General features: G+C 40.4%; 25 protein-coding genes. 9 read left to right on the top strand and 16 right to left on the bottom strand.

Going from position 1 to position 26568, the window contains the following annotated elements:
- The coding region (locus EXE30_RS07300; protein ID WP_228256114.1) for a phage late control D family protein at positions 1 to 1032 on the bottom strand (1032 nt) is incomplete at its 3' end.
- Between the two features lie 142 nt (positions 1033 to 1174).
- Between EXE30_RS07300 and EXE30_RS07295 the strand changes: the two genes are divergently transcribed.
- Together EXE30_RS07295 and nth are read left to right on the top strand one after the other, a co-directional pair.
- Entirely contained in the window at positions 1175 to 2014 is an 840-nt protein-coding gene (locus tag EXE30_RS07295) for an RnfABCDGE type electron transport complex subunit B (protein ID WP_265936493.1), read from the top strand.
- Positions 2015 to 2701, top strand: a complete 687-nt coding sequence (nth, locus tag EXE30_RS07290) for an endonuclease III (RefSeq protein WP_130161830.1) — start codon at positions 2015 to 2017, stop codon at positions 2699 to 2701.
- Here nth and EXE30_RS07285 read toward each other — a convergent pair.
- The 4 genes from EXE30_RS07285 to EXE30_RS07270 form a co-directional block, all read right to left on the bottom strand.
- Positions 2698 to 2880, bottom strand: a complete 183-nt coding sequence (locus EXE30_RS07285; RefSeq protein ID WP_130161829.1) for a hypothetical protein — start codon at positions 2878 to 2880, stop codon at positions 2698 to 2700. The two genes, nth and EXE30_RS07285, sit on opposite strands and share 4 nt — an antisense overlap.
- Before the next feature lie 61 nt (positions 2881 to 2941).
- Complete coding sequence (adk, locus tag EXE30_RS07280) at positions 2942 to 3595, bottom strand: adenylate kinase (protein ID WP_130161828.1); 654 nt, start codon at positions 3593 to 3595, stop codon at positions 2942 to 2944.
- An 82-nt stretch (positions 3596 to 3677) separates the two neighbouring features.
- Complete coding sequence (locus EXE30_RS07275) at positions 3678 to 4991, bottom strand: hypothetical protein (RefSeq protein ID WP_130161827.1); 1314 nt, start codon at positions 4989 to 4991, stop codon at positions 3678 to 3680.
- A gap of 61 nt (positions 4992 to 5052) precedes the next feature.
- Entirely contained in the window at positions 5053 to 5571 is a 519-nt protein-coding gene (locus EXE30_RS07270; RefSeq protein WP_130161826.1) for a hypothetical protein, read from the bottom strand.
- Positions 5572 to 5810: 239 nt separating this feature from the next.
- Between EXE30_RS07270 and mrdA the strand changes: the two genes are divergently transcribed.
- The gene (gene mrdA / locus EXE30_RS07265) at positions 5811 to 7838 is read left to right on the top strand and encodes a penicillin-binding protein 2 (protein WP_130161825.1); all 2028 of its coding nucleotides are present in this window, start codon (positions 5811 to 5813) and stop codon (positions 7836 to 7838) included.
- Positions 7838 to 8389 (top strand): 16S rRNA (guanine(966)-N(2))-methyltransferase RsmD, encoded by a 552-nt coding sequence (gene rsmD / locus EXE30_RS07260; RefSeq protein ID WP_130161824.1) that lies wholly within the window; start codon positions 7838 to 7840, stop codon positions 8387 to 8389. Before mrdA ends, rsmD begins: the two co-directional genes overlap by 1 nt.
- Here rsmD and EXE30_RS07255 read toward each other — a convergent pair.
- Complete coding sequence (locus EXE30_RS07255; protein WP_130161836.1) at positions 8386 to 8781, bottom strand: hypothetical protein; 396 nt, start codon at positions 8779 to 8781, stop codon at positions 8386 to 8388. The two genes, rsmD and EXE30_RS07255, sit on opposite strands and share 4 nt — an antisense overlap.
- Before the next feature lie 143 nt (positions 8782 to 8924).
- Here EXE30_RS07255 and EXE30_RS07250 point away from each other — a divergent pair, with 143 nt between their 5' ends.
- Together EXE30_RS07250 and EXE30_RS07245 are read left to right on the top strand one after the other, a co-directional pair.
- Complete coding sequence (locus EXE30_RS07250) at positions 8925 to 9260, top strand: hypothetical protein (RefSeq protein ID WP_130161823.1); 336 nt, start codon at positions 8925 to 8927, stop codon at positions 9258 to 9260.
- A 52-nt stretch (positions 9261 to 9312) separates the two neighbouring features.
- Positions 9313 to 9951: a DUF2238 domain-containing protein gene (locus EXE30_RS07245; protein WP_130161822.1), complete on the top strand. Its 639-nt coding sequence runs from the start codon at positions 9313 to 9315 to the stop codon at positions 9949 to 9951.
- A 27-nt stretch (positions 9952 to 9978) separates the two neighbouring features.
- Here EXE30_RS07245 and blp2 read toward each other — a convergent pair whose 3' ends face one another.
- From blp2 to EXE30_RS07205, 8 genes are all read right to left on the bottom strand, one after another.
- On the bottom strand, positions 9979 to 12153 hold the full coding sequence (gene blp2, locus EXE30_RS07240; RefSeq protein WP_130161821.1) for an Ig-like repeat protein Blp2: 2175 nt from the start codon (positions 12151 to 12153) through the stop codon (positions 9979 to 9981).
- Between the two features lie 254 nt (positions 12154 to 12407).
- Positions 12408 to 13370 carry a protease SohB gene (gene sohB, locus EXE30_RS07235; RefSeq protein ID WP_130161820.1) on the bottom strand — a complete coding sequence of 321 codons (963 nt, stop codon included), beginning with the start codon at positions 13368 to 13370 and terminating at the stop codon, positions 12408 to 12410.
- Between the two features lie 180 nt (positions 13371 to 13550).
- A complete protein-coding gene (pstB, locus tag EXE30_RS07230; protein ID WP_130161835.1) occupies positions 13551 to 14462 on the bottom strand; it encodes a phosphate ABC transporter ATP-binding protein PstB in 912 nt (303 codons plus the stop codon).
- Between the two features lie 14 nt (positions 14463 to 14476).
- Positions 14477 to 15874: a phosphate ABC transporter permease PstA gene (pstA, locus tag EXE30_RS07225; protein ID WP_130161819.1), complete on the bottom strand. Its 1398-nt coding sequence runs from the start codon at positions 15872 to 15874 to the stop codon at positions 14477 to 14479.
- Positions 15871 to 17250 carry a phosphate ABC transporter permease subunit PstC gene (gene pstC, locus EXE30_RS07220; protein WP_130161818.1) on the bottom strand — a complete coding sequence of 460 codons (1380 nt, stop codon included), beginning with the start codon at positions 17248 to 17250 and terminating at the stop codon, positions 15871 to 15873. The genes pstA and pstC overlap by 4 nt, the downstream gene beginning before the upstream one ends.
- A 105-nt stretch (positions 17251 to 17355) precedes the next feature.
- The gene (locus tag EXE30_RS07215) at positions 17356 to 18387 is read right to left on the bottom strand and encodes a substrate-binding domain-containing protein (protein ID WP_130161817.1); all 1032 of its coding nucleotides are present in this window, start codon (positions 18385 to 18387) and stop codon (positions 17356 to 17358) included.
- Between the two features lie 283 nt (positions 18388 to 18670).
- A complete protein-coding gene (locus EXE30_RS07210; RefSeq protein WP_130161816.1) occupies positions 18671 to 20203 on the bottom strand; it encodes a pyridoxal phosphate-dependent decarboxylase family protein in 1533 nt (510 codons plus the stop codon).
- A 3-nt stretch (positions 20204 to 20206) separates the two neighbouring features.
- Entirely contained in the window at positions 20207 to 21577 is a 1371-nt protein-coding gene (locus tag EXE30_RS07205; protein ID WP_130161815.1) for a diaminobutyrate--2-oxoglutarate transaminase, read from the bottom strand.
- A gap of 467 nt (positions 21578 to 22044) precedes the next feature.
- Here EXE30_RS07205 and EXE30_RS07200 point away from each other — a divergent pair, with 467 nt between their 5' ends.
- Positions 22045 to 22746: an SIMPL domain-containing protein gene (locus EXE30_RS07200; RefSeq protein ID WP_130161814.1), complete on the top strand. Its 702-nt coding sequence runs from the start codon at positions 22045 to 22047 to the stop codon at positions 22744 to 22746.
- Between the two features lie 79 nt (positions 22747 to 22825).
- On the opposite strand, the gene EXE30_RS07195 is transcribed toward EXE30_RS07200, so the two are convergent.
- Both EXE30_RS07195 and EXE30_RS07190 read right to left on the bottom strand, forming a co-directional pair.
- Positions 22826 to 23920 (bottom strand): fatty acid desaturase family protein, encoded by a 1095-nt coding sequence (locus EXE30_RS07195; protein WP_130161813.1) that lies wholly within the window; start codon positions 23918 to 23920, stop codon positions 22826 to 22828.
- Between the two features lie 14 nt (positions 23921 to 23934).
- Positions 23935 to 25005 carry a ferredoxin reductase gene (locus tag EXE30_RS07190; protein WP_130161812.1) on the bottom strand — a complete coding sequence of 357 codons (1071 nt, stop codon included), beginning with the start codon at positions 25003 to 25005 and terminating at the stop codon, positions 23935 to 23937.
- A 140-nt stretch (positions 25006 to 25145) separates the two neighbouring features.
- Between EXE30_RS07190 and fabR the strand changes: the two genes are divergently transcribed.
- Positions 25146 to 25841: an HTH-type transcriptional repressor FabR gene (gene fabR, locus EXE30_RS07185; protein ID WP_130161811.1), complete on the top strand. Its 696-nt coding sequence runs from the start codon at positions 25146 to 25148 to the stop codon at positions 25839 to 25841.
- 199 nt (positions 25842 to 26040) lie between these two features.
- Complete coding sequence (gene dps, locus EXE30_RS07180) at positions 26041 to 26538, top strand: DNA starvation/stationary phase protection protein Dps (protein WP_005197794.1); 498 nt, start codon at positions 26041 to 26043, stop codon at positions 26536 to 26538.
- The last annotated feature ends 30 nt before the right edge of the window (positions 26539 to 26568 follow it).

Raw genomic sequence — 26568 nt, 5'->3', positions numbered from 1 at the left:
TGTGGTATGGGCAATAAATTGTTTGGCTTGGGCATCGTGGTAGTGGCTGAGGTTTTGGTTGAGTTTTTCAATTTGGTTGTTGCCTGATGCGGTTGCGCCATCTTCGCCATTGAGGTCTTGCATCCATGCTGGGGTGAAGTGCCATGCGTCTTCGAGTCCCAAGCTGGCATTGTCGTGTTGTTCGCTATGCCGATGTTTGCTTTGTACGCTGCCTGCACCGTCTTCTTGCTCTAAGGCATCGGCTTGCCAGCGTTGGATATGCACTGCGGTGGGTTGTAAAGAGCGTTCCGCAATGAGGCTGGTCATGCTGTCGTATTGTTCGGTGGCACTGCTGCGGTGGTAGCGAATCGTTCTTCGATTTAAGGCTTGGTATTGGTTGTTGTCATCGATCAAGCGGAGTTTTTGGGCTTGGATTGGACTGTTGCTGTTGGCAACAGTGAGCTGGGCTTCGTCGATGAGCCAGTTGATGCCTTCGCTTCTGAATAATCGGGTAATGAAATCATAGTCGCTTTCATTGGCTTGCATCACAAAGGGTCGAACATCGTAGTCTTGTGTCACGCCGCTAATATCAAGCGTAAGACTGGATGCAAATAAGGGACTGCGTTGTTGCCATTCTTTAAAAAGGGTTTGAACAATATCCAGTACGGTTTTATTCATGAACACGCGGCTGTTACGGCGTTTTTGCCACAGTGCAGTAGGGTCTTGCAGTTTGAGTTTATATAGGGTCAGTGAACCGTCACTTTGCCCTTGTACGGCCTCAGTAATGATGCCTGTAGTTCTAAATAATGTGCCTGTGTCGGTCACTTGATCGACGGCGACTTGAGAGCCAATGAATTGTTTTAATGGAATAGTGGCATTGGTTGATAGGCAGATCAGTTCTGCTGTCATGCCAGTATTGAGTTGATGTTGCCCTTGTATTTTTTTTAGGAAAACTTCTGTGTTGAGCGCTTGATTGGCAAATTGAATATGTATCGCGCGTTTTTGGGCGGTTAAGCCTAATTGCGACAATGCTTGGAATATGTTGTTCAACATTTTTATAAAATATTTACTAAAATCTGCCCGATTCTATAATAAACATACAAGTTAGTCTATGTTTTTAATGTCAAACTTTTGAAACGATCACTTTACCCAATGTGCAATCCAATGCACCGATGACTCGTCGCGCTAAACTATTATTTGCTATACTACCTGTCCTGTTTTCCGCTACACCTTTTCCATGTCGCTATCTGCACAACGATCTCTTATTGTTCAAATTGACCAACTTTTACCACAAACTCAGTGTGGTTTATGTGGGCATCGTGATGGATGTTTGCCTTATGCCAAGTCGATTGCAGAAGGTGAAGCAGCCAATAAGTGTGTTCCGGGTGGACAACCTGTTGCCGACGCGCTAGCAATATTGCTACAACGCCCTCATCTCACTGCCGAGCCAAGTGTTTGGGATATACAGACAGATGGGCGACCGCAAAGAATGAAAGCGATCATTCGAGAAGATGAATGTATTGGTTGTACCAAATGTATCAGTGCGTGTCCTGTTGATGCCATCATCGGTAGTGGTAAACTGATGCATAGTATTTTGACTGATCTTTGTACAGGGTGTGAATTGTGTATTCCTCCTTGTCCTGTCGATTGCATAGATTTGGTTGCAGACCCAGAACCTATTCCTACAGCAGAACAACGAACGTTAGAACAAAACCAATTAAGACAACGTTATTACGCGCATATTCAACGTGAAGAAAAACGTCGTGTCAGTCGTAAAGGGCCTATCGTACGTGCAGAAATTGATATTGAGTTCTTTGCTCAATTTTCACAAGCCTCAAATAATATTCCGACGATTACCTTAGCAGACAAACCTAAAGAAAATCCTGTTCTGGATGCCAAAACAACCATTGAACTTGCTAAAACTCGCACTCAAATTAAGAAGTTAGAAAAGCAACTCAGTGTCCGTCCAGATGAACAAAAACAAGCCCAGCTCATTGCACTTCAACAACGTTTAAACGAGCTACAGGAAATCTAAATGCCCGTTAAAAATATGACCAAAAAGCAGATTCAAACCTTTTTTGAGCGTTTACGCGAACAGCGACCAAACCCTGAAACGGAACTCAATTATTCATCACCATTTGAGCTATTGATTGCGGTCATGCTTTCAGCACAAGCCACCGATGTCAGTGTAAATAAAGCCACCGACAAACTTTATCCGATTGCGAATACTGCTCAAGCCATTTTCAACCTCGGTGTAGACGGTTTAAAAACCTATATAAAAACCATTGGCTTGTATAATTCTAAAGCTGAAAATGTCATCAAAACTTGTGGTATTTTGCTGGAACTACATCAAGGTCAAGTGCCTGAAACACGCCAAGCACTCGAAGCTTTGCCCGGTGTAGGTCGAAAAACAGCGAATGTGGTGTTAAATACGGCTTTTGGACAACCTGCAATGGCGGTAGATACCCATATTTTTCGTGTCGGTAATCGCACGGGTTTAGCAGTTGGCAAGAATGTTTTAGAGGTAGAGCATCGCTTAGTTAAAGTCATTCCAAAAGAATTTATTTTAGACGCTCATCATTGGTTAATTTTACATGGTCGTTATTGCTGTATTGCACGTAAACCAAAGTGTAATGAGTGTATCGTTTCTGATGTATGCAACTGGCCTGAGCGTTTTGAATTTGGCGCTGCCAAAGCAATTCCAATCAAAAATCTCACTTAATCCTGAGTCTCTTTATTCTTTTGCAATTTAGGATGAAGTTGGCGATCTTTGCCATTTTGCTTATTTTCTAAAGCTTGTTGCGCTTGCACATGACGCAGCATTTTTTGACTTTGGTACAGTAAGAATAACAATAATGCAAAACTTAAAATAACAACGACAATCAAGATAATTTTTAGCACTGTTTACTCCAAAATAAAAAGAGCCCTATATTCAGAGCTCTTTTCCAATCAGCAACCCAAATTATTTATCGAGGATTGCAAATAAATCTGTTTGCACGTTTTCAATCGCACGTAGACCATCTAACTTATTATAAGTTGGTGCATTTTCACCTGAAGCAGCACGGCCTTGATAGAAACCAACCAATTGTTCAGTTTCGGTATGATATGACGTGAGACGTTTACGAATAGTTTCTTCTTGGTCATCAGGGCGCTGTACCAATTCTTCGCCTGTTTCATCATCCTTACCTTCCACTTTCGGCGGATTGTAAACAATGTGATAAACACGACCAGAAGCTGGGTGCTGACGACGACCTGAAAGACGCTGAACAATTTCTTCATCTGGCACATCAATTTCAATCACATGATCGATACTGATACCTGCTGATTCTAATGCTTCAGCTTGTGGAATCGTACGTGGGAAACCGTCAAAAATACAACCATTTTCACAGTCAGGCTGAGCAATACGTTCTTTAACCAAGCCAATAATCAGCTCGTCAGATACTAAGCCACCTGACTCCATCACGCTTTTCGCTTTTAAGCCAAGTTCAGTACCTTCACGAATTGCAGCACGGAGCATATCACCGGTTGAAATTTGTGGGATATTGTAGCGCTTACAGATCAACTGAGCTTGAGTACCTTTGCCTGCCCCAGGTGGTCCGAGTAAAATAATGCGCATAAAGAACATCCTCATCTAAAAACAATAAATTTTAAATTGAGCAATATCATACAGAGTTATCACTCAACCAACATCAAATTAATTATAAGAAAGCAACAAATAAGTGAATTAAACCAGCTAAGAAACCAGTTACCCCACCCAGTACAATTAAAATCCATTCATCTTCTTGGAATGCAGGACGTAATAAGTTCTGGAACTCTTTCGGTGTTAGTTCACGAATACGCTCTCTAAACATATGAAAGATTTTCTGCGCACGGCTTGCATTCAAGGCTGGATCACATACTGGACCCATGGTAATTTCAATTGAACGATCAATCAAGTCGGTCTTTAGTCTAGCATACTCCCTAGGACCTAAAGATAACTGCAACGAGGTACGCACCAATGGTGTTTCCATGATTTCATTGATATGACGTTTAACAATACGGCGTGTTTTGTCTTTCTTACTGCCGTACATCATTTCGGTCATAATTGATTTCAAGGTAATTAAATCTTCAGTCACCACACTTGCAAACACATCAGAAACTTCTTCCTGACGCTTCATAAATGCGCCTTGAACATTATAGGTACCGATCTTAAGGACAGGTACAACCCACGGGAACTTGCGGTCTTTGGTCAAACGGAAAAACTGCGGATAGCGAACAGGATGCGGTTGAATTGGATTGAATACCATCCAAATCGCGATCCAGTTGGTCAAGAAGCCCCAAATCGCTGCCCAAAACGGAACCGTCCAATGCCAAGGCACCACAAACCACACAATCATCTGGAAAATACCGAAGAACATCCCGATGAGGGCACTAATATGCCAAATAAAGTTAATTTCTTTTTGTCCGACCTTGAGGAACATACGCACCATTAAACGACGATCACCTTCCATTTGGCTGACCACCATTTCGCGCATATCTACCAATGACTCAACATTTAAGGTCAACTCTGTGACGAGCTCCCTCAGGGTATTGGGCAATTGCTTATGTGCTTGTGCATAAATACGACGTTTAATGGAATAAGGTAAGTTTTCCCATAACACCGCATTGCGATCAAGCATGACTTCATCAATAAGGTGCTCAAGCTCAAAACCGACTTGCTCACCAATGATCATCGCCATGTCTTCAGGATCCATTGCTTCTAAAAACTCGCGCAATGATCCCAATTTAGAGAGGGTATTATCCGTAATAATGCCTGAAATACGCCCCGCTTTGCGTGGCACGATTCCTTGCCATCCTACTGGCAATGGCCCTAAGTGAAACCCCCAAAAATTAATTGGGTAGAACACCATTTTTAAAGCCATCCACACATGTGCCCAAGTCACAAAAGCAGTTACAGGTATAATACTGAGGACTGCCCAAAAATCCGGACGTGCTAAAAAAATCTGCCACAATTCATTGACGTAATCAAACATGCATGACTCTCAGAATTATTGATACATGATGGTCTATATAAAATGAACAGTTCGCTCACCCCTATAAACCAAAACTTAACGAATATGAAAATTGCAACGTTGGTTCAGTTTTCTCAATCACGTTCCCACGATCATCTTTGAGTTTTTCACCCGCGCCAATTCCCACACTAAAGGTACTGATGCGTTCTGAATTTAACCAAACGAACGCAAGATCTACACCCGCGCCTAAACGCGCTTTTTCTTCACCATCAATCTGTTTACTTTCTATATGGCCAGCATAAGCGCCGATGTAATAACCATTTTTATCTGTGCCAGTGAGATGATATGGATAACGAAATCCAACTTGTCCCCCTGCCGGATTTTCATCATTTAAAAAAACACCCGCTTTGGCATACGCAATACCATACGGATTTACCCATTCAAGATTGGTGTGTAATAATTTTTTGGTAAAACCAGCCCCAACATTCCAAGTTGAAACATTTGCCCCTGTTAATTTTGCTTCGGGAAGAAATGCATTTTCATCAGCATGAGCTAAACCATTCGATGCTAAAACCGCGAGTAAAAGACAAATTTTTCTCATTATTTTCTCCATTTTCCCTAAGAGTGTATATTGGTCTTTCCATTTCAAGCAGTTTGTGACTTTAACAGAATTATTTTGTATCTAATATACAAGACCGTACAATTTTAATGTCTGCAAAGTCAAAAACTGTCGCATCATCATTTGCGTGAAGTGTCGAAAATTCTACAGTAAGATCATGCAACTTACGTTAAAATGTTCAGTCAATCTACCCCTCAATCGTATAATTAAGTCGACACCTTATGAAACAGCACTTTCCTTTAAAAAACATGCAACAAGAAAAGCGCATTTATAAGGGTCGAATTTTGTTTGCAATGTTTCTTGTTGCGACTTTTTTACTCTTACTGCTCTGTCGTTATGCCTATTTACAGATTGTGCATTACGATGATTTTACAACCGCATCAGATAAGAACAGGATTCGCCTGCAACCACTCCCCCCCGCTCGCGGCTATATCTATGACCGTAATGGTATTCTGTTGGCAGACAATTATCCTGTCTTTACAGCAACGCTGAGTCGTGCTGATGTCACCGATATTGACGATAGCATTGAGCGCTTAGTTCCAATCTTAAATCTCACCCAAGAAGATGTTGAGCGATTCAAAAGTCGGGTAAAAACAGCGCGAAAGACTGAAAGAATCACCATTAAACTGAATCTGACTGAAGCAGATATTGCCAAATTTAGTGAAGTTAAATATGCATTTCCCGGCGTAAAAATAGAAACGCAAATGACACGCTATTATCCATTTGGGGAATTATTTGCCCACGTGATTGGCTATGTGGGCCGTATTAACGATAAAGAGCTGAGAAGCATTGATAAAGATTTATATGCTGGCACCAACCTCATTGGTAAAATTGGGGTAGAGAAAAGCTATGAAGATTTGTTGCATGGTATGCCGGGTTATGAATCTGTTGAAGCAGATGCACACGGCAATGTGCTTCGTAATTTAGGGCGTAAAGACCCTACTCGCGGTAATGATTTATATTTGTCATTGGATTATGGCTTACAAACGATTGCATCTGAGCAACTCGCTGGACGTCGTGGTGCGATTGTGGCAATGGACCCGCGTACAGGTGAAATTTTAGCACTCGTATCTAGTCCCAGCTTTAATCCTAATTTATTCGTAACTGGGATTAGTTATAAAGATTATGGCGAACTACGCGACAATCTAGATCAACCCCTCTTTAACCGTGCAGTGCAAGGGGTATATCCCCCAGGATCAACCATTAAACCAATGTTCGGTTTAGGGGGTATCCACTATGGCTTAGTGGATTGGAATACAGCGATTTCCGATCCAGGCTATTTCTCACTACCGGGGGATAGTCACCGTTTCCGTGACCATAAAAAGAGTGGTCATGGTCTCGTCAATATGCACAAAGCACAAATTGTTTCATGCGATACCTACTTTTATGTCCTGTCTTATCGCATGGGCATTGAAAAAATGAATGAGTGGATGCGTCAATTCGGTTTTGGTGAAAAAACAGGAATTGATTTACCGAGTGAAAGTACAGGTTTATACCCTAGTCCTGCATGGAAAATGCGTACCCGAAATGCCAAATGGCTAAAAGGTGAGACGATTTCAGTGAGTATTGGACAAGGTGCTTTTACCTCAACACCTCTTCAGTTAGCAATGGCAACCGCAATTACCGCCAATCAAGGTGCACATGTCACTCCTCACGTATTACGTGAAACCAAAGGCACCAAAAAATTTGATGTCCACAATGCCCCAGACGGACAAATTAAATTTAATGGCACACTCGATGATTGGATCAAAATGCGCGAGGCAATGGTCGATGTCATTCAATCAGGTACTGGCCGAGGTATCAAAAGTGGTCTGCAATACTCAATCGCCGGTAAAACAGGTACAGCCCAAGTTAAAAGTATTGCACAAGGCAAGCGCTACAACGAAGCAGCACTTTCTGAACGTCAGCGCGATCATGGTCTATTCGTTGGTTTTGCCCCTGCTGAAAATCCTGAAATTGCCATTGCTGTGGTTTGGGAAAATGGTCGAAGTGGCGGTGCAGCAACACAAATTGCTCGTCCAATCTTTGATTATTGGCTGGTAAAACGTAAAAATGATCCATTGCGCCCCGCTCACCATCAAGTCAGTGGTGGTCTCATGACCGCTGGGATTAAACCGGGCGAATTACCAAGTGGTAATGGAACAATTGAAGCCCCACACAATACCAATGCTGCCGCGCCTGCCGTTTCTACCAATAATACCCCAGTGACAACACCGCCTGTTCAATCAAATGATGGAGCGACTGAATAATGAGAAATCAGTTACGTATTATTGGTGGAGAATGGAAACGCCGAACACTCCCGTTTGCCAATATTGAAGGTTTACGACCTACACCCGATCGGGTTCGTGAAACTTTATTCAACTGGCTGATGTGGGATATTCAAAATACACAGGTGTTGGATTTATGCACAGGATCAGGCGCACTTGCCTTTGAAGCCCTATCACGTGGCGCCGCAAAGGTGGTCATGATCGAACCGAATACAACTCAAGCCAATTTTTTAAAAGAAAATATCCAACTGTTAAAAGCCCAAAACTGCCAATTAATCGTATCAACAGCGCAACAGGCTTTAAAGAAATTAAGCGCATCATCGTTTGATGTGGTCTTCCTCGACCCACCATATAGTCTTGATCTATGGCAAGAACTGGCCGAATTGACTGATCCATTGATTGCAGTAAAAGCTTATATTTATGTTGAAGCTGATCGAGATTTGTCTCAACTCAAACTTCCAGCCTCATGGCAAAAAGTTAAAGAAACCAAAGCAGGTATGGTTAGAGCAGCACTATATCAAAAATTAGTTTAAAAAATACGCAGCCAAAAGAATCGAATCAACTGTCCACGATCATAAGGGAAACTGGATAGGTATTCATAACCAATGCGATTGCTTTGATTGAGTTGATAAACGATGCCATACCCTAAAGAAATTGAAAAATCGTCCAAAGACAGGTTCGTAGTGTCCCCTGTTAACATTTTTTGATTAAACTGATTGGTTTGGTATGCGGTGTAATTATACACTCGCCAACGTTCATCTTGGAAAAACTGATTATGTAAAACAGAGTAATCAGCCTGTGTTTGTGGATAAGCTGAATCAAACATATGTTCAGCATCATCTTTTATCTCAGCAAAAAAATTATAATCTTCAGCATTGGCGTGACAAGATACAAATAACAACAGCGCAATCAGAAAACCTTGCATCATTTACATAAAAATCTTATTGATCATAGAGCAACATAGCATAACGCTTAAAATAATTTTTATCATGTTAGACATAAAAGATTCATATATAAAATCAATCTTTTATACAATAATGCGAACTCTTAAATTTCATCTTATCTCTCATGAAGCTTTTTTTATTGTCTATTGTCCCTTTAATCTTAACTGGTTGTATCTTTGGACAATCAAATGAAATAAAACGTGCCGAAAAACTCTTGCAAAATTTTCAATGCAACAATATTGAAACCAACCAACTTCCTACCTCATCTATCAGCAACTTTCACCAACAAACCCTTGCAGTAAATAAAGAAAAAGTGTCAACTTACATCGACCAATATAAAAATGGTGAAAATCTTTTTAATATTCCTTTGGATGAGGTTATAGAACAAAAATATCAATTATATAAACAAGCTTGTCAGGCACTTGGCGGAGTATCTCCACAAAGTACCCCAACACATTAGAATCTATTGATTAAAAAGAATGTGATGTGTCTGACTACATTTTGGAAATGGCATGATCGAGAAACAATTGAGTTTAAAGCATTACATCGCACTCGCTATACTTCTGCTGGCTGCACTTGTTGCCAGTTTTCAACCACTTGAATTTGACTCATACCTGCTCCATCAGGCAGGTACAGTTTTGATGCTGATTGCGCTACTCATTAGCATTAAAAAAATTGGCATCAGTTATCTCAGTTTTTGTTTATATTTATCCTTTCTTTTCATTCATATCATTGGTGCGCATTATTTATATTCACATGTTCCTTATAACGAATGGATCGTAAAACTATTTAACTTCGATCTAAATCAAACTATGGGTTGGTCACGCAATATGTATGATCGGCTGGTTCATTTTGCTTATGGACTATTGCTCTACCCCTTTTTCTATCGCTGCTTTCAGGTTTGGTTGCCGACAGCAAAGCCGTTTACGCTTTTCTTATTGGTCATACAATTTGTAATGGCATCCAGTATGATTTATGAACTACTAGAATGGGGGCTTTCAATAGGTTTATCCCCAGAAGATGCTGAGAACTATAATGGTCAACAAGGTGATATGTGGGATGCGCATAAAGATATGTTTCTTGCCACTGTAGGTGCAATTCTCATCGGGATAATTCAACTGTATAAAGAAAAAACTCCTATTCGAAAATAAGAGTTTGACTTGACATCATTTCGCTTATCAAACGATTGAATGCTGCAAGAATTCTAACTGTTCAAGAGGATCAGATTTCATTACTTGCGCATATTCAACATGTGTTGAATTTGCTGCTTGAGTCGTGACAGCAACAGCTGATTCCGTCCCTACAAACTGATTGAGTACATCATCAACTTGATCAGCAGACTGGTCCGATGAGATCAGTAGATCATCTATTAGCATGTTTTCAAGCTCTAACGGTTCAACAACAATTGCTACCGAATCGCTTTCCAAAGCCGCTAAATCAATGGACTCTACTAGAGAGATTTCAATTGGATCTGATTCTATATTCTCACTGAGCGCAACTGTATTGGCCGTTGTTGGAGCAACCACAGTAAAACTAAAAGAATCGCTCATCTCACTGGTATTCCCGGCAGCATCAGTCTGTGTGAGGGTGATTTTATGTGATCCCAAAGCGAGGTCTTTACTTAGCTCGAAAGACCATTTTCCATCATTTCCGACAGTCGCTGTCCCGATCGGTTGACCATTATCATAAATGGTTAAAACAGCTTTGGCTTCCCCTTTTCCAGATAAAGTCGGTCTAGCATCATCGGTGCTGCCACCTGCTGAAATTGCACCTTTTACATCTCCAACATCATCTATAACTTTTTCTAATATTGGCTTAGTTGGCGCAATGGTATCTTTATTTCCCACAACATTTGTTTCAACAGAACGATTTCCTGCTGCATCAATCACATAAACCTTACCGATATTTTTATCAGTCAAAGCTGGTGATACAGCAATAGTGAATTTCCCATCCGCTCCAACTGTACCCGTACCGATAATTTTTCCATCCGCACTTCTGATTTCTATTTTGGCATTGGCTTCAGCTGTTCCAGAAATCGAGTCTCCATCAGCGGTGATTTGTACTGAGGCTTTATCGGGTGCAATTGTGTCTTTTCCTGGGCTAATTTCGACAGGCTTAGATTGGTTTCCTGCCGCATCTTCAATAATAATTGAACCTTTTTCGCCTGAAGCTAGTGCAGGAGAAATATTCACCTCAAATTTACCTTGTGCATCAACCGTACCACTGCCAATCACATTCCCAGCCGCATCTTTAATAATGACCTTAGCATTAACCTCAGCTTTTCCATGGATAGAAGTACCTTCTTTATTCACCTCAATCAAAGGTTGCTCAGGTGCAACCGTATCTTTGCCCGCAACCACCTTTGAAGGTTCCGACTTATTACCAGCCGCATCCTCTGCGACGACCGTTCCTCCGTTTTCACTGGTTAATGGTGGTGAAACTTGAATCGAATATAACCCCTCTTTATTGGCTTTCACCGTACCTAAAAGATTTCCATCAGCATCATAAATAGACACTTTGGCATTGGCTTCGGTTTTTCCCGTCACAATTGTTCCATCTGCATTTAATTGTGCAGTGGGTGCTTCGGGGGCAATTGTATCCTTTGTTCCAGTGACAACTGTACCTTGAGAAACATTTCCTGCTCGATCTACTGCAACAACGCTAACCTTATTGCCATCGACCAAAGGTTGATCGAGCTTGATGGTATAATTCCCCTGATCATCAGCCTGACCCGTAGCAATAACTTTGCCAGTGAGATCTCTAATTAAAATCTTGGCTTTTGCTTCTGTTTTTCCTGTGATGGTTTGGGTATCGCTGGATAAAGTTGCGGTTGGAGTAGCTGGGGGGGTGATATCTGGTGATTTATTATTATTTTTATCCTTGTCATCATCATCTTTAACCGCCCATAAATAAATCCCTTCAGCAGCTAGAGCAACTAGACCCGCTTTCATCAATTGGGATTTGCTGATCCCCGAGTCATCTGCTGCACTCTGTGCTATTGAGGCTTGTGCTGGTGCTTCGGTATATGCAAATTGAGATAATTGAGTAGTGGGCACATAACGAATAAATTTCCCTGAATCATCAAATTGTGCAATCTCATATGTGCCATCTTGTTTGACGAGCGCCAGCGTATGTTCAGTAACATTTACATCATTATAAAAACCGCTAATGACAATTTTTTCTCCATTCTTCAATGTAATGACAAGGTCATCACCTTGTTTCATCATGGATTTAATATCTGCTTGAGTTACACCAATCTGAACAATAGAAGGTTGATTAAGAATCACATCTTGCATTTGCGCATCTTGTAAAGTCATTAAATTTTTCTTTGAAGAAACGACAACCTTTGTCATTATTATGCTCACTGATCAATTATATTTTTAAACACTTGTCGATTAATGAATAATTAAGTTATTAATCTAGCAATTAAAATATCAAATGATTGCGATCAGAACAATCATTGCCCATAAAAAGTTTTGTCATGTTTGTTTAACTGACCATGTATTCAAATCCACAGCTAAATTTATTTAAAAAATAGTCATTTAAAAATAAAAAAAACCAGTCAGGTTGACTGGTTTCATGTTAAGAGAGGCTCATCCAAATTTAATTAGAATTTAGGATCACGCATTTGAACCAAGGTACTGTTCGCTTTAACTAAACTATCAGTAATTTTGTTCATTACAGTCGGAATCAAACTCTCTGCCATTTGTGCAGCTTGTAGACCAAGTTTTTCACCCAAAGTTGGACGTTTACGCGTGTTGATCACATAGACGTCATGCTGTGGCAGTAAGCTCAGCAAATATTCATCAGAAGTCTGTAATTTATCGACCAAATTTAATTCACGCGCATCTTCACCATACCAATGTTCACCTGTTGCAACTTTTTCCACATCCAACTGCGGACGATATTTTTCAATAAAGTGCTTAAATAGAACATGCGTTTGCTGCAACTCTTCTTCAAACTTGGCTTTGCCTTCAGCAGTGTTTTCACCAAACATAGTAACGGTACGTTTGTACTGCCCAGCGGTATATAGCTCAAAATCAACATTATTATGTTTCAGCAAACGATTGAAATTTGGCACCTGTGCGACCACGCCAATTGAACCCACCACCGCAAATGGCGCTGAGATAATTTCATTAGCAATACATGCCATCATATAGCCACCGCTTGCAGCGACTTTATCAACACAGATGGTGACGTGAAAGCCTGCATCACGTAAACGTACCAACTGTGCAGCTGCCAAGCCATAGCCATGTACCATTCCACCAGGACTCTCTAGTCGCACCACAACACGATCATGTCCCGCTTTGGCTGTGGCCAATATCAAGGTAATTTCTTCACGAATCGAATCAACTGCCGATGCTTGAATATCCCCTTTAAAGTCGAGTACATAAATTTTTCGGTCATTCTTTTTACGAACTTTTGCTTCTTTAGCAAGTTGTTGAACAAGCTGTAATAATTCCAAACGAGATGCGGTGGTTTGCGTAATCTTTTTTCTTTGTTCATTTACACGCGCATTTAAATGGCTGATACGGATTTCAGCAGGAAATTTAGGTAAATGGAATAACATAAAATAAGTGCTCTTTAGTTCGGCTTTATTGCTCTAAGATGTGGTCTGTTCAATAAAAATTCAATAGTGATTTTGCAAAATAGATTCATTTTCATCGATATAACAAAAAAACATCCAACTAGCCAGACGCGAGGTCTGACCTGAAGGATGCTTTTAAGTAGGTTGTACGCGGATAAATAATTAACCGAAACGACCCGTAATATAAGCTTCTGTCAATTGGTGATCAGGTTGAGTAAAGACTTTTTCAGTTGAATTCACTTCAATTAAATCGCCTAAATGGAAATAAGCTGTGCGATCAGAAACTCGTGCAGCTTGTTGCATCGAATGCGTTACGATGGCAATGGTATATTGTTCTGAAAGTTCAGAAATCAATTCTTCAATTTTAGCAGTTGCAATTGGATCAAGTGCAGAACACGGCTCATCCATCAAGATCACTTCAGGACTCACTGCAATCGTACGCGCAATACACAAACGTTGTTGCTGACCACCTGACAACCCCGTACCTGGTTGAGTTAAACGATCTTTTACTTCGTCCCACAGACCCGCTTTACGTAAACTATTTTCTACAATCTCTTCTAAATCATATTTATTGCGTGCTAGGCCATGAAGTTTTGGCCCATATGCAACGTTTTCAAAAATTGATTTTGGAAAAGGATTCGGCTTTTGGAACACCATCCCTACTTGTGCGCGTAACAACACCACATCAAGATTAGGATCATAAATATCTTGTTGATCTAAAGTGACCTTACCAGTTACGCGACAGATATCAATCGTATCGTTCATACGGTTTAAAGTACGTAGAAACGTTGATTTACCGCAACCAGATGGCCCAATAAAAGCAATCACTTCATTCTGGTAAATATCAAGATCGATACCTTTGATCGCTTCAGTTTCACCATAATAAACATGAACATCTTGCGTACTGATTTTCACATCGCCATGTTGCAGTTTTTTCGTATGGGCAGATGTTTCAAATTGCGCGACAAAAGCTGTATTTTGCTGTGCAGGTTGTTCAGATGATGTAAATTGAGTTTGCTGTGGGTTCACTGATTTATCCTTTTCTAAGGAGTTCGTGGTATCTATAGTATTCATCATGTTATCTCCGATTACCAACGTACTTCAAATTTCTTACGTAACCAAATTGCAAGGCTGTTTAAACCGATCATTAATGCAAGCAATACAATAATTGCTGCCGCAGTTCGCCCTTCAAAGAAATTACGCAACTCATTACCCTGCCATAAGAAAATTTGTACTGGTAATGCCGTAGATTGATCTAATGGTGACGCTGGTACACTTGCTACGAAAGCACTCATACCAATAAGCAATAATGGTGCAGTTTCGCCTAATGCTTGCGCAACCCCAATAATTGCACCGGTTAAAATCCCAGGTAAAGCTAATGGTAAAACATGGTGAAATACCGTTTGGACTCTAGATGCGCCCAACCCCAAAGCCGCTTGACGAATCGAAGGTGGCACTGCTTTTAATGATGCACGTGTGGTAATAATCACCGTAGGTAATGTCATCAAACTCAGAACTAAACCACCGACCAAAGGTGCTGAAATCGGTAAATGCAGCCAACCGATAAAAATCGAAGCACCCAACAAACCAAAAACAATTGAAGGTACGGCAGCCAAGTTATTAATATTGACTTCAATAATATCCGTCAACCAATTTTGTTTCGCAAACTCTTCCAGATAAATCGCACTCGCAACACCAATTGGGATCGAAATAAAGATCACAATCAACATCATAAACAGAGAGCCCATAAAAGCACCCGCTAAACCACTTGATGCCAAAGAGCTGCGAGAATCTGGATTGGTAAACAGGTTAAAGTTAAACGTATTTGAAATAATGCCTTTTTCTTTCAGTTCGTCCGCAATCTGACGAACCTCTGCGCTCAATTGTTGTTGCTCATCTGGCAAAGAACGATCAATATTACCTGCAAGCCACACATCGATATTGGCATCAGCAAGAAACTCAATTTCTTGTTTTTTACCAATCAAAGATGGATCTGCGAAAACCATATCACGTAAACGATACGACTCCGAGCTAGTATATAATCGGCTCAAATCATCTTGTTTATCTGCTAAAGATGGTTCTTTTGCAACCAGGCCATTGATAATCAATGCATCCCAGTCAACCATCCCCATTTCAGTTTGCCATGCCACAAAGCGCTCTTGATAATCGACTGGTGCTTCGCCAGCAATCTGTTTTGGTTTTGGTCCTACATCGATGATGGCAGGATCAAAATAAACAGGTACTGTCATACTGGCTTGCCAAAAGGCAGGCAAACCCTTTGCCAAAATACTCGTAAATAAAAGTGCGACAAAGGCTAAACCAAGCACAACAGCAGAAAATCCAAAGAAACGAAATGCTTTTTCTTTACGATGGCGTTTGCCCAGCGACTTTTCAATTCTTTCTTTACGTTGTGCACGTAACTCTTGCGCTACTTGTGGATCAAATACATTTTGATCCGCAGGAGAAGATGTATTTGATGAACTCATTCGTATTGCTCACGATATTTACGCACAATGTACAATGCGACAATGTTTAAACCTAAAGTAATAACAAACAACGTTAAGCCTAATGCAAAAGCCACTAAAGCTTGCGGACTAGAAAAATCTGAGTCACCTGTCAACTGAGTAACAATGGTCATCGTGACCGTAGAAACTGCTTCAAATGGATTCGCATGTAAAACTGGGCTATTACCTGCAGCCAGAACCACGATCATGGTTTCGCCGATGGCACGAGAAGCCGCTAATAGAAATGCACCGATGATACCCGGCAATGCTGCTGGAATAATCACGCGACGAATCGTTTCTGATTTGGTCGCTCCCAAACCTAATGAACCATCACGTAGGGTACGAGGCACTTGAGTAATAATGTCATCTGACAAAGAAGATACAAATGGGATAATCATGATCCCCATGACCAGACCAGCTGTCAGTGCGCTGGTGGCATTAATATTAAGACCGACGCTTGCGCCTGCCATCTTAATAAATGGACCAATAATCATCATCGCAAATACACCGTACACAATGGTCGGAATACCCGCTAAGACTTCGATAGTTGGTTTTGCCCAAGAACGTAAACGTGGTGAGGCATATTCAGCTAGATAAATAGCGATCATTAAGCCAACAGGTACTGCAACTGACAATGCAATTGCACTCACCATTAATGTTCCCCACAATAATGGTAATAGTCCATAACTCCCTGATACTTGACCAACTTGGCTAAATCCTGGCTGCCAGACTGTACCAAAGAAGAAATCAACTGGGCTTACGAATTTAAAGAAGTTGAGTGCTTCACCAAACATTGACATCACAATGCCGATAGTGGTCAAGATGGCAACACCCGAACATAGGATCAGCGCGACATTAATCGCACGCTCTACTTGATTACGCGCGCGATACTGTTCACTTACATGTTTTTTGGCCCAAATTAAACCACCTAGCGCCGCACTAATCACCACTGCTATTTTTGCAAAAGTACCGATCGCTTCGAATCTAGCCAGTTGCTGTGCTGCTGCGACTTCATAAGCAACCGGCTCACCAGTCACACCAAAACCTGATGCAATTGCCTGAACACGACGAATCAATACATCCTGACTAGCGGGATCTAAAGAAGCACTCACAGATGCAGGAATATGATTGAGAATAATATGTTGTAAAATACTGGGTTCAATCAAGTTCCACGTGATCAAAATTAAAAAAGCAGGAATACCACACCACAAAGCAACCAACGCACCATAATAACCAGGGCGTGAATGTAGTGTAACTGAGTTATTTCCCTTACCTGCTAGGTTACGGCTTTTGCTCAGCCCGATTTGATATGCAATTGCCATAAGGGCTAATAACACACCTATGAGTAGCAGATTCATGCGATCTCCACCGTTTTTCCAATTCTAATCATTTGAAAAAACCTAGTTTGACAAAAAGGCCGATGGTAAATCCCCCCTCACCATCAGCCTCTGTTAACACCAATATTACTTAAATACTTTACCAGCTTTAAAGTCGGCAAGGATTTTTGCGCGCTCAGCATCAGACAATGGAATTAAACCCGCTCGTTCTAATTTTGAACCTTTACCTGAAGTCTTCTTGTTTAAGAAAAACTCAACAAACTGTGGTAAACCTTTCACTGATTGTAGGTGTTCGCCTTTCACATAGAAGAATAAAGGACGTGATACAGGATATTTACCACTTAAAATCGCAGCTTCTGTTGGTACGATATTGTTTACTTTAGCTACACGTAATTTGTCGCGGTTTTGATCATAAAAGCTCAAACCAAAAACACCAACCGCACTTGGAGAGGTTTTTAAGCGAGCCAATGTTTCAGTATAATCACCTGCGATTTCGATCACACGTCCGCCTTGACGGAAATTAGTACATGCTTTCTTTTGCGCATCTTTATCTAAGTTTTTAATATATTCGTATGCTTCACAACCTGCATCAACCATTTTTTCTTGGAACACTTCACGCGTACCATGGTTAGAGCCAGGAATGACCAAAGTAATAGGTTCATTAGGAAGTGTTTTATCGATTTGATTCCAATGTGTATATGGGTTTGGAACCATTTTGCCATTCGATGGTAACTCAGCTGCAATCGCAGTAAAAATATGATATGGCTTTAATTTGAACTCAGCTTTCTTAATATTTGATGCAAAAACAATCCCGTCATAACCAATTTTGATTTCATGAATCTTGTTTACACCTGCTTTTGCACAAGTTGGAACTTCATTGCTACGCATCGGGCGTGAAGAGTTTGCAATATCAATCGTGTTGTCACCAACACCTTGACAGAATTGTTTCAAACCACCTGAAGAACCACCTGAACCCACTACAGGAGTTTTGAATTGTGGGAAAGTATTACCGAACTCTTCAGCAACAATACTTGAAAATGGCAGTACAGTTGAAGAACCTGCGATCTGAATAGTATCACGAGCTGCATGTGCAGTGGATGCTACAGCTACCCCAGCAAATGTTATAGCAAGTGCGATTTGACGTGGATTTAAGCGCATTCTATTTCTCTCTCATTTATGCAATTTGAATTACAACTCTTTTTGGATTTAAGTGTTGCACTTTGGTTAACTGCATTTTGAATAGATAATATGACAATAAAGTTACAGCTTTATGACGCTTTGATGATGATCAATTTTAGTTGTAAATTATTTGCAGTTTTTTCTAGTTTAGCTATTTTTTTGCACAATGCAATGCACCCTAAATTTTGCAACCTCGATCAGCCTTCGTCTCCAAAAATAAAAAAGGCACAGATATCTGTGCCTTTTTCAACCGATTCAACGATTAATCTAAAGCAGAAACATAAGTTCCCGCTACGATCGCATCTTTAATACGATCAGCCTCTGCAAGCACAAGTGCAAGCAAGTTCTGTACGTTTTCAAGTGTTGCAACAGGGCTTAATGTGGTCATTTTCAATGATTGAACTTGACCGACCTTCGTCACACCAATATTCGCCTCACCACGTGCAAATAATTCATCTGCGACGTTTTGGTTTAAGCTATCGATAAATTCAGTTGGATAACCTGCAGGTACAACACGGAATAAAACTGAAGCGAACTGTGGTTCAATCAACAATTCAAGACCAGCAGTTGCTTTAATATAATCAGCAACTTCACGTGTTAATTTCACACCATGATCAATCATCGAACCATAAAGCTCTTCACCTAATGCTTCAACAGTCATCCACAATTTCAATGCATCAAAACGACGCGTCGTTTGCAATGATTTAGAAACAAGGTTAGGTACACCGTGCTCTTCGTCATAAGCAGAGTTTAAATATTCTGCTTCATAATGCATAAAGCGATAGTTTGCTTCGTCTTTCAACAAGAAAGCGCCACAACTAATGCTTTGGAAATAATGCTTATGGAAGTCAAGCGTGATGGAATCAGACAATTCAATCCCATCCAGCATCGAACGATAGTCGTTTGAAAGAATCAGTGCACCGCCCCAAGCCGCATCAATATGCATCCAAGAACCATACTTTGTGGTAATTTCACGGATTTTCTTGAGTGGATCAATTGCACCAGCATCTGTCGTACCCGCTGTTGCAACAACGCAAGCGACGATTTTTCCTTCAGACTGAAGATGCGCCATGGTTTTTTCGAGTGCATCGACATCCATTTGCGCATTTTCATTGACAGGAACAGTCACAACTGACTGAAAGCCCATGCCCATCATCGCCATGTTCTTTTGCACAGAGAAATGTGCATTTTCAGAACAAATCACTTTGACGTTTTTCATCGCCTCGGCTGGAATACCATCACGCTGAACAGACCATGGCTTGCCATTTTCGTCTTTCCAGTTTTTCGAAATGCACCAGTCGCGCGCAAGCAAGACACCCATCAAGTTCGACTGTGTACCACCAGAAGTGAACACACCTGCTTGACCTGCACCATAACCAACTTTTTGACGAAGCCAGTCAATCAACTGCACTTCCATCAATGAACCCGCAGGGCTTTGATCCCATGAATCCATTGATTGGTTGGTCGCATTGATTAACACTTCCGCAATCTGGCTTGTCACCATAGTTGGACAGTGTAAGTGTGCTAATGAATGCGGATGATGTACTTTTAAGCTTTTATTCAGAAAAAGCTCAATCATACGTTGTAATGATTGTTGTACACCTAACCCTTCTTTTGATGGATTAAAAGAAATTGCGGCACGCAAATCTTTAATGCTTCCGCCTGTGTACATTTTATCGCTTTGCAACCATGCTGAAACGGCTTCGACCGCTTCGCCCATTGCTGACTGATAGTCAGCAATGGATTGAGCATCATTGCAGAGTAACGCTTTACGATGTTCTGCAAAATCAACCATGAATCAGCCTCGCACTGCTTTTAATGCTTCAGCAATTGCTTTTTTGAAGCGCGCAATAACTTCAACACATTCATCTTGATTGATGATCAATGGGCAAAGTAAACGAATAACCGTACCATTGCGACCACCTTTCTCAAGCAATAACTTATTGTTGAAACATGCAGTTTGAATCGCTGCTGCTAACTGAGCATCGGCAGGAAGAGAACCCATATGATCTGCTGCTTTACGTTCGTCAACGATCTCGATACCAATCATTAAACCACGACCACGCACGTTACCAATACATGGGAACTCTTGCGCAAGTTTCTTCAGTTCTGCTTGTAAGAAATCACCACGTTGTTGAGCATTTTGGGCAAGGTTTTGTTCCTTAATCACTTCAAGTGATGCTAATCCCGTACCCATTGCGAGTTGATTACCACGGAAAGTTCCCGAATGCGTGCCTGGCTGCCAAGCATCAAACTTACGTTTAATACCCAATACCGCAAGCGGTAAGCTACCACCTACAGCTTTTGACATCACCACAACATCAGGCTCGATACCAGCATGTTCAAAGGCAAACATTTTACCTGAACGTGCAAAACCAGCTTGAACTTCGTCCAAAATTAAAACGATGTTGTGCTTTTCAGTCACTTCACGGATTTTTTGCAACCATTTAATTGGTGCAGTCACCACACCACCTTCGCCTTGGATCGCTTCAAGGATCACAGCAGCAGGTTTAGTTACGCCGCTTTCAACATCTTCGATGAAGTTTTCAAAGAAGTAAGTTAAAGCATCAACACCAGCTTCACCGCCCAAACCGAGTGGACAGCGATATTCATGCGGATATGGCATGAATTGTACGCCTGGCATTAAACCATTGACTGCATTTTTTGCACTCAAGTTACCCGTCATCGATAACGCACCATGGGTCATACCATGATAACCGCCAGAGAAGCTGATCACAGAACTACGACCAGTATAAGTTTTTGCTAGTTTAATCGCTGCTTCGGTCGCATCTGCGCCCGTAGGTCCACAAAACTGTAAGCAATATTCTTCTTTACCACCTGGCAAATATGCCAAAAGTGCTTCTGTAAACGCATCTTTTAAAGGAGTCGTTAAATCTAAAGTATGTAATGGCAAACCACTTGCCAATGTATCTTGAATACTTTGAATCACCGCAGGATGATTATGACCTAAAGCCAATGTTCCTGCCCCAGCTAGACAATCAAGGTACTCTGTACCTTCAACATCAGTAACCCAGCAGCCTTGCGCTTTTGCTATTGCCAACGGTAGTTTACGAGGATAACTACGAACATTTGATTCCATCTGACTTTGGCGAGTCAAATAATATTCGTTGGTTGCATTAGCGGCAGGATTTACGGAAGTAACGCTCATATCGAATTACCATCTCTGATATGGGGAAAAGAAATAAGTCTGGTGACTTGCGGTCGTAGGACTCGGTGCTTGTTAGAATCTAGTGCAGACACAATGTTTTATATCTTTCAACTAGGAGCGAGATGATACCTAATTTTTAGAGAAAAGAAATACTTTTTATGCCTTACACTGATCTAATATTATTGAAAAAAAAGTTCTTTCAATTAAGTATGATGAATTATCATCATACTATGTGACAAGCGAAAGAAAGTAAGCTTTTTTTAACCAGAAAATTATTTTTAGATAAATGGTCAAATATGATCAATTAAGATACTAATTTATAAAAGATTTATATTTTATTTCTCGTTTGCAAGATACTACACAGATATTACAAATACCCCACAAAATGTGCAGATATTTTCCACTGCTTCTTTTTAATATCGAACATGTAAAAATAAATTTTTGATACTAAATTCCAAGGATTTTTTATGCGTACTTTAACTCTCATGACTATGATGCTTGGAGCAACACTGAGCCCCACTCTTTTTGCCCATGAGCCAGAAAAACTAAATTATAACATTGTCAATATTCAAGCCGATGCCTCACGTCAAGTGGCGAATGATGAAATGCGTGCAGTTCTCTATATTGAGAAAAGCCACAAACAGCCTGCTGAGCTTTCAAATCAAATCAATCAATTGATGAATCAAGCGCAAGCAATTTCTCGCAAATACTCGCAAGTAAAAGTAGAGACTGGTGCACAAAGTACTTATCCAGTTTATGACAATGACAGCAGAAAACTCAAAGAATGGCGAGCTCGTGCTGAAATCCAACTTGAAAGTAAAGACTTTAAAGCTGCTAGTCAGCTGATCAGTGAATTACAACAAAACTTCCAAACTCAATCCATCAACTTTACCGTCTCAGATGAGCAACGTAAAAAAGTTGAAAATGAATTGATGATTGAGGCATCTAAAAACTTCCAGCAACGCGCACAAGCCATTAGCCAAGCTTGGAATAAAGCCCAATATAATCTTGTAAGTTTAAATCTAAATACCAGTAATTATTTCCCGCAGCCGATTATGCGTGGTGGTATGGCTAAATTCGCGATGGCTGAAGCTGCACCTGCTCAAGATATGGCAGCTGGTGAATCTAAGATTATTGTCAATGCCAACGGTGCAATTCAGTTTAAATAATCACAAGATGACCTGCAAAACAGTCTAAATAAAAAAGCCCCGAAGCAATTAAACTCAGGGCTTTTTTATGTTCAAAAATTTACTTCTTAAACGGCAATGCATATTTAAAAATACGCCCAACCACTTCACCGAACTGTTTCACAAAGCTCGCGTTATTATAATTTAAGCCATATTTTTCGCAGACAGCCTGAACTTTCGGTGCGATTTGACGATAGCGACGTGCAGGAATATCTGGAAATAAATGATGTTCAATCTGATGGCTCAAATGACCTGTCAAAATATGAAAAGCTTCTGAACCCGTTAAATTGGATGAGCCACGAATCTGACGCATATACCAATGTCCACGGCTTTCATTTTGTAAAATAGCTTTAGGAAAAACTTCGACATCTTTGGTGAAGTGACCACAAAAAATAATACTGAATGTCCAAACATTACGAATCCCATTGGCAACCAAGTTACCTGCAAAAACAGGAATTGCCGAAGGCCCTGCAATCAGTGGGAAAAACACATAATCTTTAAACATTTGTTTCATGATTTTCTTTTGCGCTGGCTGCCATTCACGCTTTAATTGCGCGATTGATTTACGCTTGTATATCACTTTACCTAGTTCAAGGTTTTGAATCGCAACGCCCCATTGAAATAACAAGCTAAATGGCGCGATGTACAAAGGTTGAATCAAAGTAAGTTTCGACCAACGTTGTTCGGGAAACAGACGAAACACACCATAGCCAACATCATCATCCATCCCTTTCACATTGGTGTAAGTATGGTGCTTAAAGTTATGCGTTTGTCGCCAATTGTCTGATGTTCCTACAGTGTCCCACTCATAGGTCTGACCATTGAATTTTGGATCATTCATCCAGTCATATTGGCCATGCATTACATTATGGCCCAGCTCCATATTCTCCATGATTTTGGCAAAGCCCAATAAACCTGTACCCAACAACCATGCCGGCGGAAACCAACCAGCGAATAACAAAGCACGCCCTAATATGCTGCTATAACGAATAGAAGAATAGACACGACGGATATATTTGGCATCTTTTTCACCTAAATCATTCAAGACCTCTTGTTTGATTTGATCGAGCTCACGTGCAAAATCATCTAACTCTGCGGCAGTCAAATCACGGTTTTTAGGATTTTTAAAATATTCAATTTTAACAGGCATATTCATAATTAATTTCTCTGTTATAGGTCGATCACAAGATCTGATTGAGCCGAATTTACACAAATTTTTAATAGCTGAGCTGGTTCATGGTTGGCTGAGCCATTGAGAAGATTTTTGGTTGCACCTTGCACTTTGCTACAGGCGCATTTATTACAGATTCCCATACGACAGCCGTGATTTGGCTTAATGCCTTGTTGTTCCAAACTCGCTAAGATCGATTGCCCTTTTGGAATTGCCACAGTCTTATTGGACTGGGTCAACCGAACATTAATAAAGCCCGTATCATTTGCATCAACATCAAATTGACTCAAACTAAATGCTTCTGTCTGAATCGAGGCCGCATCTGCAAACAATGTTTCCGCTGTCGCTACAAATCCTGATGGCCCACATGCATATACTGTCGTTTCACTTAAAGTCGTGAATTGCGCTACATGGCTGTGGTTTAAACGTTGATCTTGTTCTTGGGTATAAAAAATTTGATAACTAAAATTTGGAAAATTTTCTGCAACTTCTTTTAAATATTCAGCATAAGCTGCATCTTCATGCGTTTTCACCCAATACATCAGTTGAACAGGCATACGCACAAGTTGTTTTGATTGGCACATTTCCTCAATCAAACTCAACATCGGGGTAATGCCACTACCTGCCGCCAATAGTAATAAATGAGGGGTTTGAATATGATGGCGTTGCATTTCACCATACGGTTGACCGAAATACAGAATATCTCCGATTTTACTTTGTTCAACCAACCAAGAGCTCACGATTCCTTGATCAACCTTTTTAACCGTTAAACAAAGATTATCTTCATCTAATTGCATCAAACTATAAGTACGTTCGTAATGACGACCAGCGATCTCAACAGTAATCGGATGATGCTGACCTGCTACACCACGCTTTACATGACGATTGCACTGCAAAATAAGACTCACGGTATCTTTTGCCACGATTTGTTTTTTTACGACTTTGGCTAAAGGTTGATTAATCGACCATAATGGATTGATTTTCTGTAACCAAAAATTGGCGTCATGGCTGTTCATTACGCTTTGAGCCAATGAATTGAATAGAGAATTTCTCTTTTCGGTTGCATACATGAGCAGTTACTCTGGTTGTTTTTTAATTATTATACACATGTATATATATTTGTATATATACATGTGTATAATAATTTGTATTTCACAAGTTCACAGACAACCGCTATACTCTGAACTAGCTCACTTATATTTTGACAACAATGGTTCATTCTTCTTTGACAGCACCAACTCATGACACATTAGCGCAACAAGATGTCAATCCAGTTAAACATCCCATCCGTACTGTTGGGCGAAAAGCGACGATTACCAAAGAAGAATTATTTCAAGCAACTTTAAATTTAATCGGTCCACAAAAAAGCATTTCATCACTCAGTCTTCGAGAAATTGCACGTGAAGCGGCAATTGCACCCAATAGTTTTTATCGTCATTTTAAGGATATTGATGAACTCGCCATTGCCTTAATTGATCGAGCGGGCTTAGTTTTGCGTAAAATTATTCGTGAAGCGCGATTAAAAGCCGTGTTACAGCAAAGTATCATCCGCAGCTCAGTTGAAGTGTTTATTCAGCAACTCGATGCCGATGAAGGCAATCTCAGCTTATTACTTCGTGAGAGTTATACAGGTTCGACCTCTTATAAAGCCGCAGTTGATCGCCAGTTGATTTTTTTCCAACAAGAATTACAAGAAGATCTGATTCGTTTGGAGCAAATGAATAACAGCAAAATCAGCCATGCGGATATTGCAGCGAAAGCCATCACCCAATTGGTTTTCAATATGGGGGCAAAAGTTCTTGATCTGCCTGCCGAACAACGTCTAGAAGTTGCAGAACAAACCATGGTGATGATTCGTATGATTTTAGAGGGCGCACGTCATTTGGATGAAGCCAGTCTAAGATAAATGGCACTCGAAAACTCTAAATTACAATTCCAATAGGGTAAGTATTTGAATATTATATACTTACCCTATTTTTATAGACTAAGCATTACAAAAGCACAGAAAATTAAAACACTCAATCCCCCATCATTAGGCGTAGGCTAAGTTGAAATAAAGGTTTTATTCACTTTGTTTCACCCTACTATAATTGAATGAGGTAACTATGAGTTCTTCAGCAGCTAAAACTTTAAAAGTTTATACACGTAATAATTTAGACGACTCGATCAAAGAAGCCACCGTTAAAATACTCAATCAAATTCTTGCCAATCTTATTGATTTATCATTGCTGACCAAACAAGCACACTGGAATATGCGAGGAAGTAACTTTATCGCGGTTCATGAAATGTTAGATATGTTCCGTACCTCGCTTATTACGCATTTGGATAATGTTGCAGAACGTGCAGTCCAAATTGGTGGAACGGCACTAGGAACCACACAAACCGTTGCTGAAAGCTCACATTTAAAACCTTATCCCGTCGCTATACATGCTGTACAAGATCACTTAAAAGAACTTGCCGATCGTTATGGCGTGGTGGCAAATCATTTGCGTGACACCATTGATGAAATTGAAGATCCAATTTCTGAAGATATTATTCATGCTGCTTTGGAAGATTTAGATCAATATTTATGGTTCTTGGAAGCCAATATCGACCAAAAATAATTTTATCTCAGCATAAAAAAACGAGGGCAA

It is taken from the genome of Acinetobacter halotolerans (assembly GCF_004208515.1).
Lineage (GTDB): Bacteria > Pseudomonadota > Gammaproteobacteria > Pseudomonadales > Moraxellaceae > Acinetobacter > Acinetobacter halotolerans.
Note: the sequence above shows the minus strand (reverse complement) of the source record. Positions and strands in the feature narration are given on the sequence as shown.

Bases quoted from the DNA above. Each gene is read 5' to 3' on its own strand.
- dps (WP_005197794.1), top strand. From the start codon at position 26,041: ATGAGTTCTTCAGCAGCTAAAACTTTAAAAGTTTATACACGTAATAAT.
- EXE30_RS07200 (WP_130161814.1), top strand. From the start codon at position 22,045: ATGCGTACTTTAACTCTCATGACTATGATGCTTGGAGCAACACTGAGC.
- rsmD (WP_130161824.1), top strand. From the start codon at position 7,838: ATGAGAAATCAGTTACGTATTATTGGTGGAGAATGGAAACGCCGAACA.
- pstB (WP_130161835.1), bottom strand. From the start codon at position 14,462: ATGAATACTATAGATACCACGAACTCCTTAGAAAAGGATAAATCAGTG.
- pstA (WP_130161819.1), bottom strand. From the start codon at position 15,874: ATGAGTTCATCAAATACATCTTCTCCTGCGGATCAAAATGTATTTGAT.
- sohB (WP_130161820.1), bottom strand. From the start codon at position 13,370: ATGTTATTCCATTTACCTAAATTTCCTGCTGAAATCCGTATCAGCCAT.
- EXE30_RS07215 (WP_130161817.1), bottom strand. From the start codon at position 18,387: ATGCGCTTAAATCCACGTCAAATCGCACTTGCTATAACATTTGCTGGG.
- adk (WP_130161828.1), bottom strand. From the start codon at position 3,595: ATGCGCATTATTTTACTCGGACCACCTGGGGCAGGCAAAGGTACTCAA.
- mrdA (WP_130161825.1), top strand. From the start codon at position 5,811: ATGAAACAGCACTTTCCTTTAAAAAACATGCAACAAGAAAAGCGCATT.
- blp2 (WP_130161821.1), bottom strand. From the start codon at position 12,153: ATGACAAAGGTTGTCGTTTCTTCAAAGAAAAATTTAATGACTTTACAA.
- EXE30_RS07190 (WP_130161812.1), bottom strand. From the start codon at position 25,005: ATGTATGCAACCGAAAAGAGAAATTCTCTATTCAATTCATTGGCTCAA.
- EXE30_RS07250 (WP_130161823.1), top strand. From the start codon at position 8,925: ATGAAGCTTTTTTTATTGTCTATTGTCCCTTTAATCTTAACTGGTTGT.
- EXE30_RS07205 (WP_130161815.1), bottom strand. From the start codon at position 21,577: ATGAGCGTTACTTCCGTAAATCCTGCCGCTAATGCAACCAACGAATAT.
- EXE30_RS07195 (WP_130161813.1), bottom strand. From the start codon at position 23,920: ATGAATATGCCTGTTAAAATTGAATATTTTAAAAATCCTAAAAACCGT.
- EXE30_RS07270 (WP_130161826.1), bottom strand. From the start codon at position 5,571: ATGAGAAAAATTTGTCTTTTACTCGCGGTTTTAGCATCGAATGGTTTA.
- EXE30_RS07245 (WP_130161822.1), top strand. From the start codon at position 9,313: ATGATCGAGAAACAATTGAGTTTAAAGCATTACATCGCACTCGCTATA.
- EXE30_RS07210 (WP_130161816.1), bottom strand. From the start codon at position 20,203: ATGGTTGATTTTGCAGAACATCGTAAAGCGTTACTCTGCAATGATGCT.
- EXE30_RS07275 (WP_130161827.1), bottom strand. From the start codon at position 4,991: ATGTTTGATTACGTCAATGAATTGTGGCAGATTTTTTTAGCACGTCCG.
- pstC (WP_130161818.1), bottom strand. From the start codon at position 17,250: ATGAATCTGCTACTCATAGGTGTGTTATTAGCCCTTATGGCAATTGCA.
- EXE30_RS07255 (WP_130161836.1), bottom strand. From the start codon at position 8,781: ATGCAAGGTTTTCTGATTGCGCTGTTGTTATTTGTATCTTGTCACGCC.
- nth (WP_130161830.1), top strand. From the start codon at position 2,015: ATGCCCGTTAAAAATATGACCAAAAAGCAGATTCAAACCTTTTTTGAG.
- fabR (WP_130161811.1), top strand. From the start codon at position 25,146: ATGGTTCATTCTTCTTTGACAGCACCAACTCATGACACATTAGCGCAA.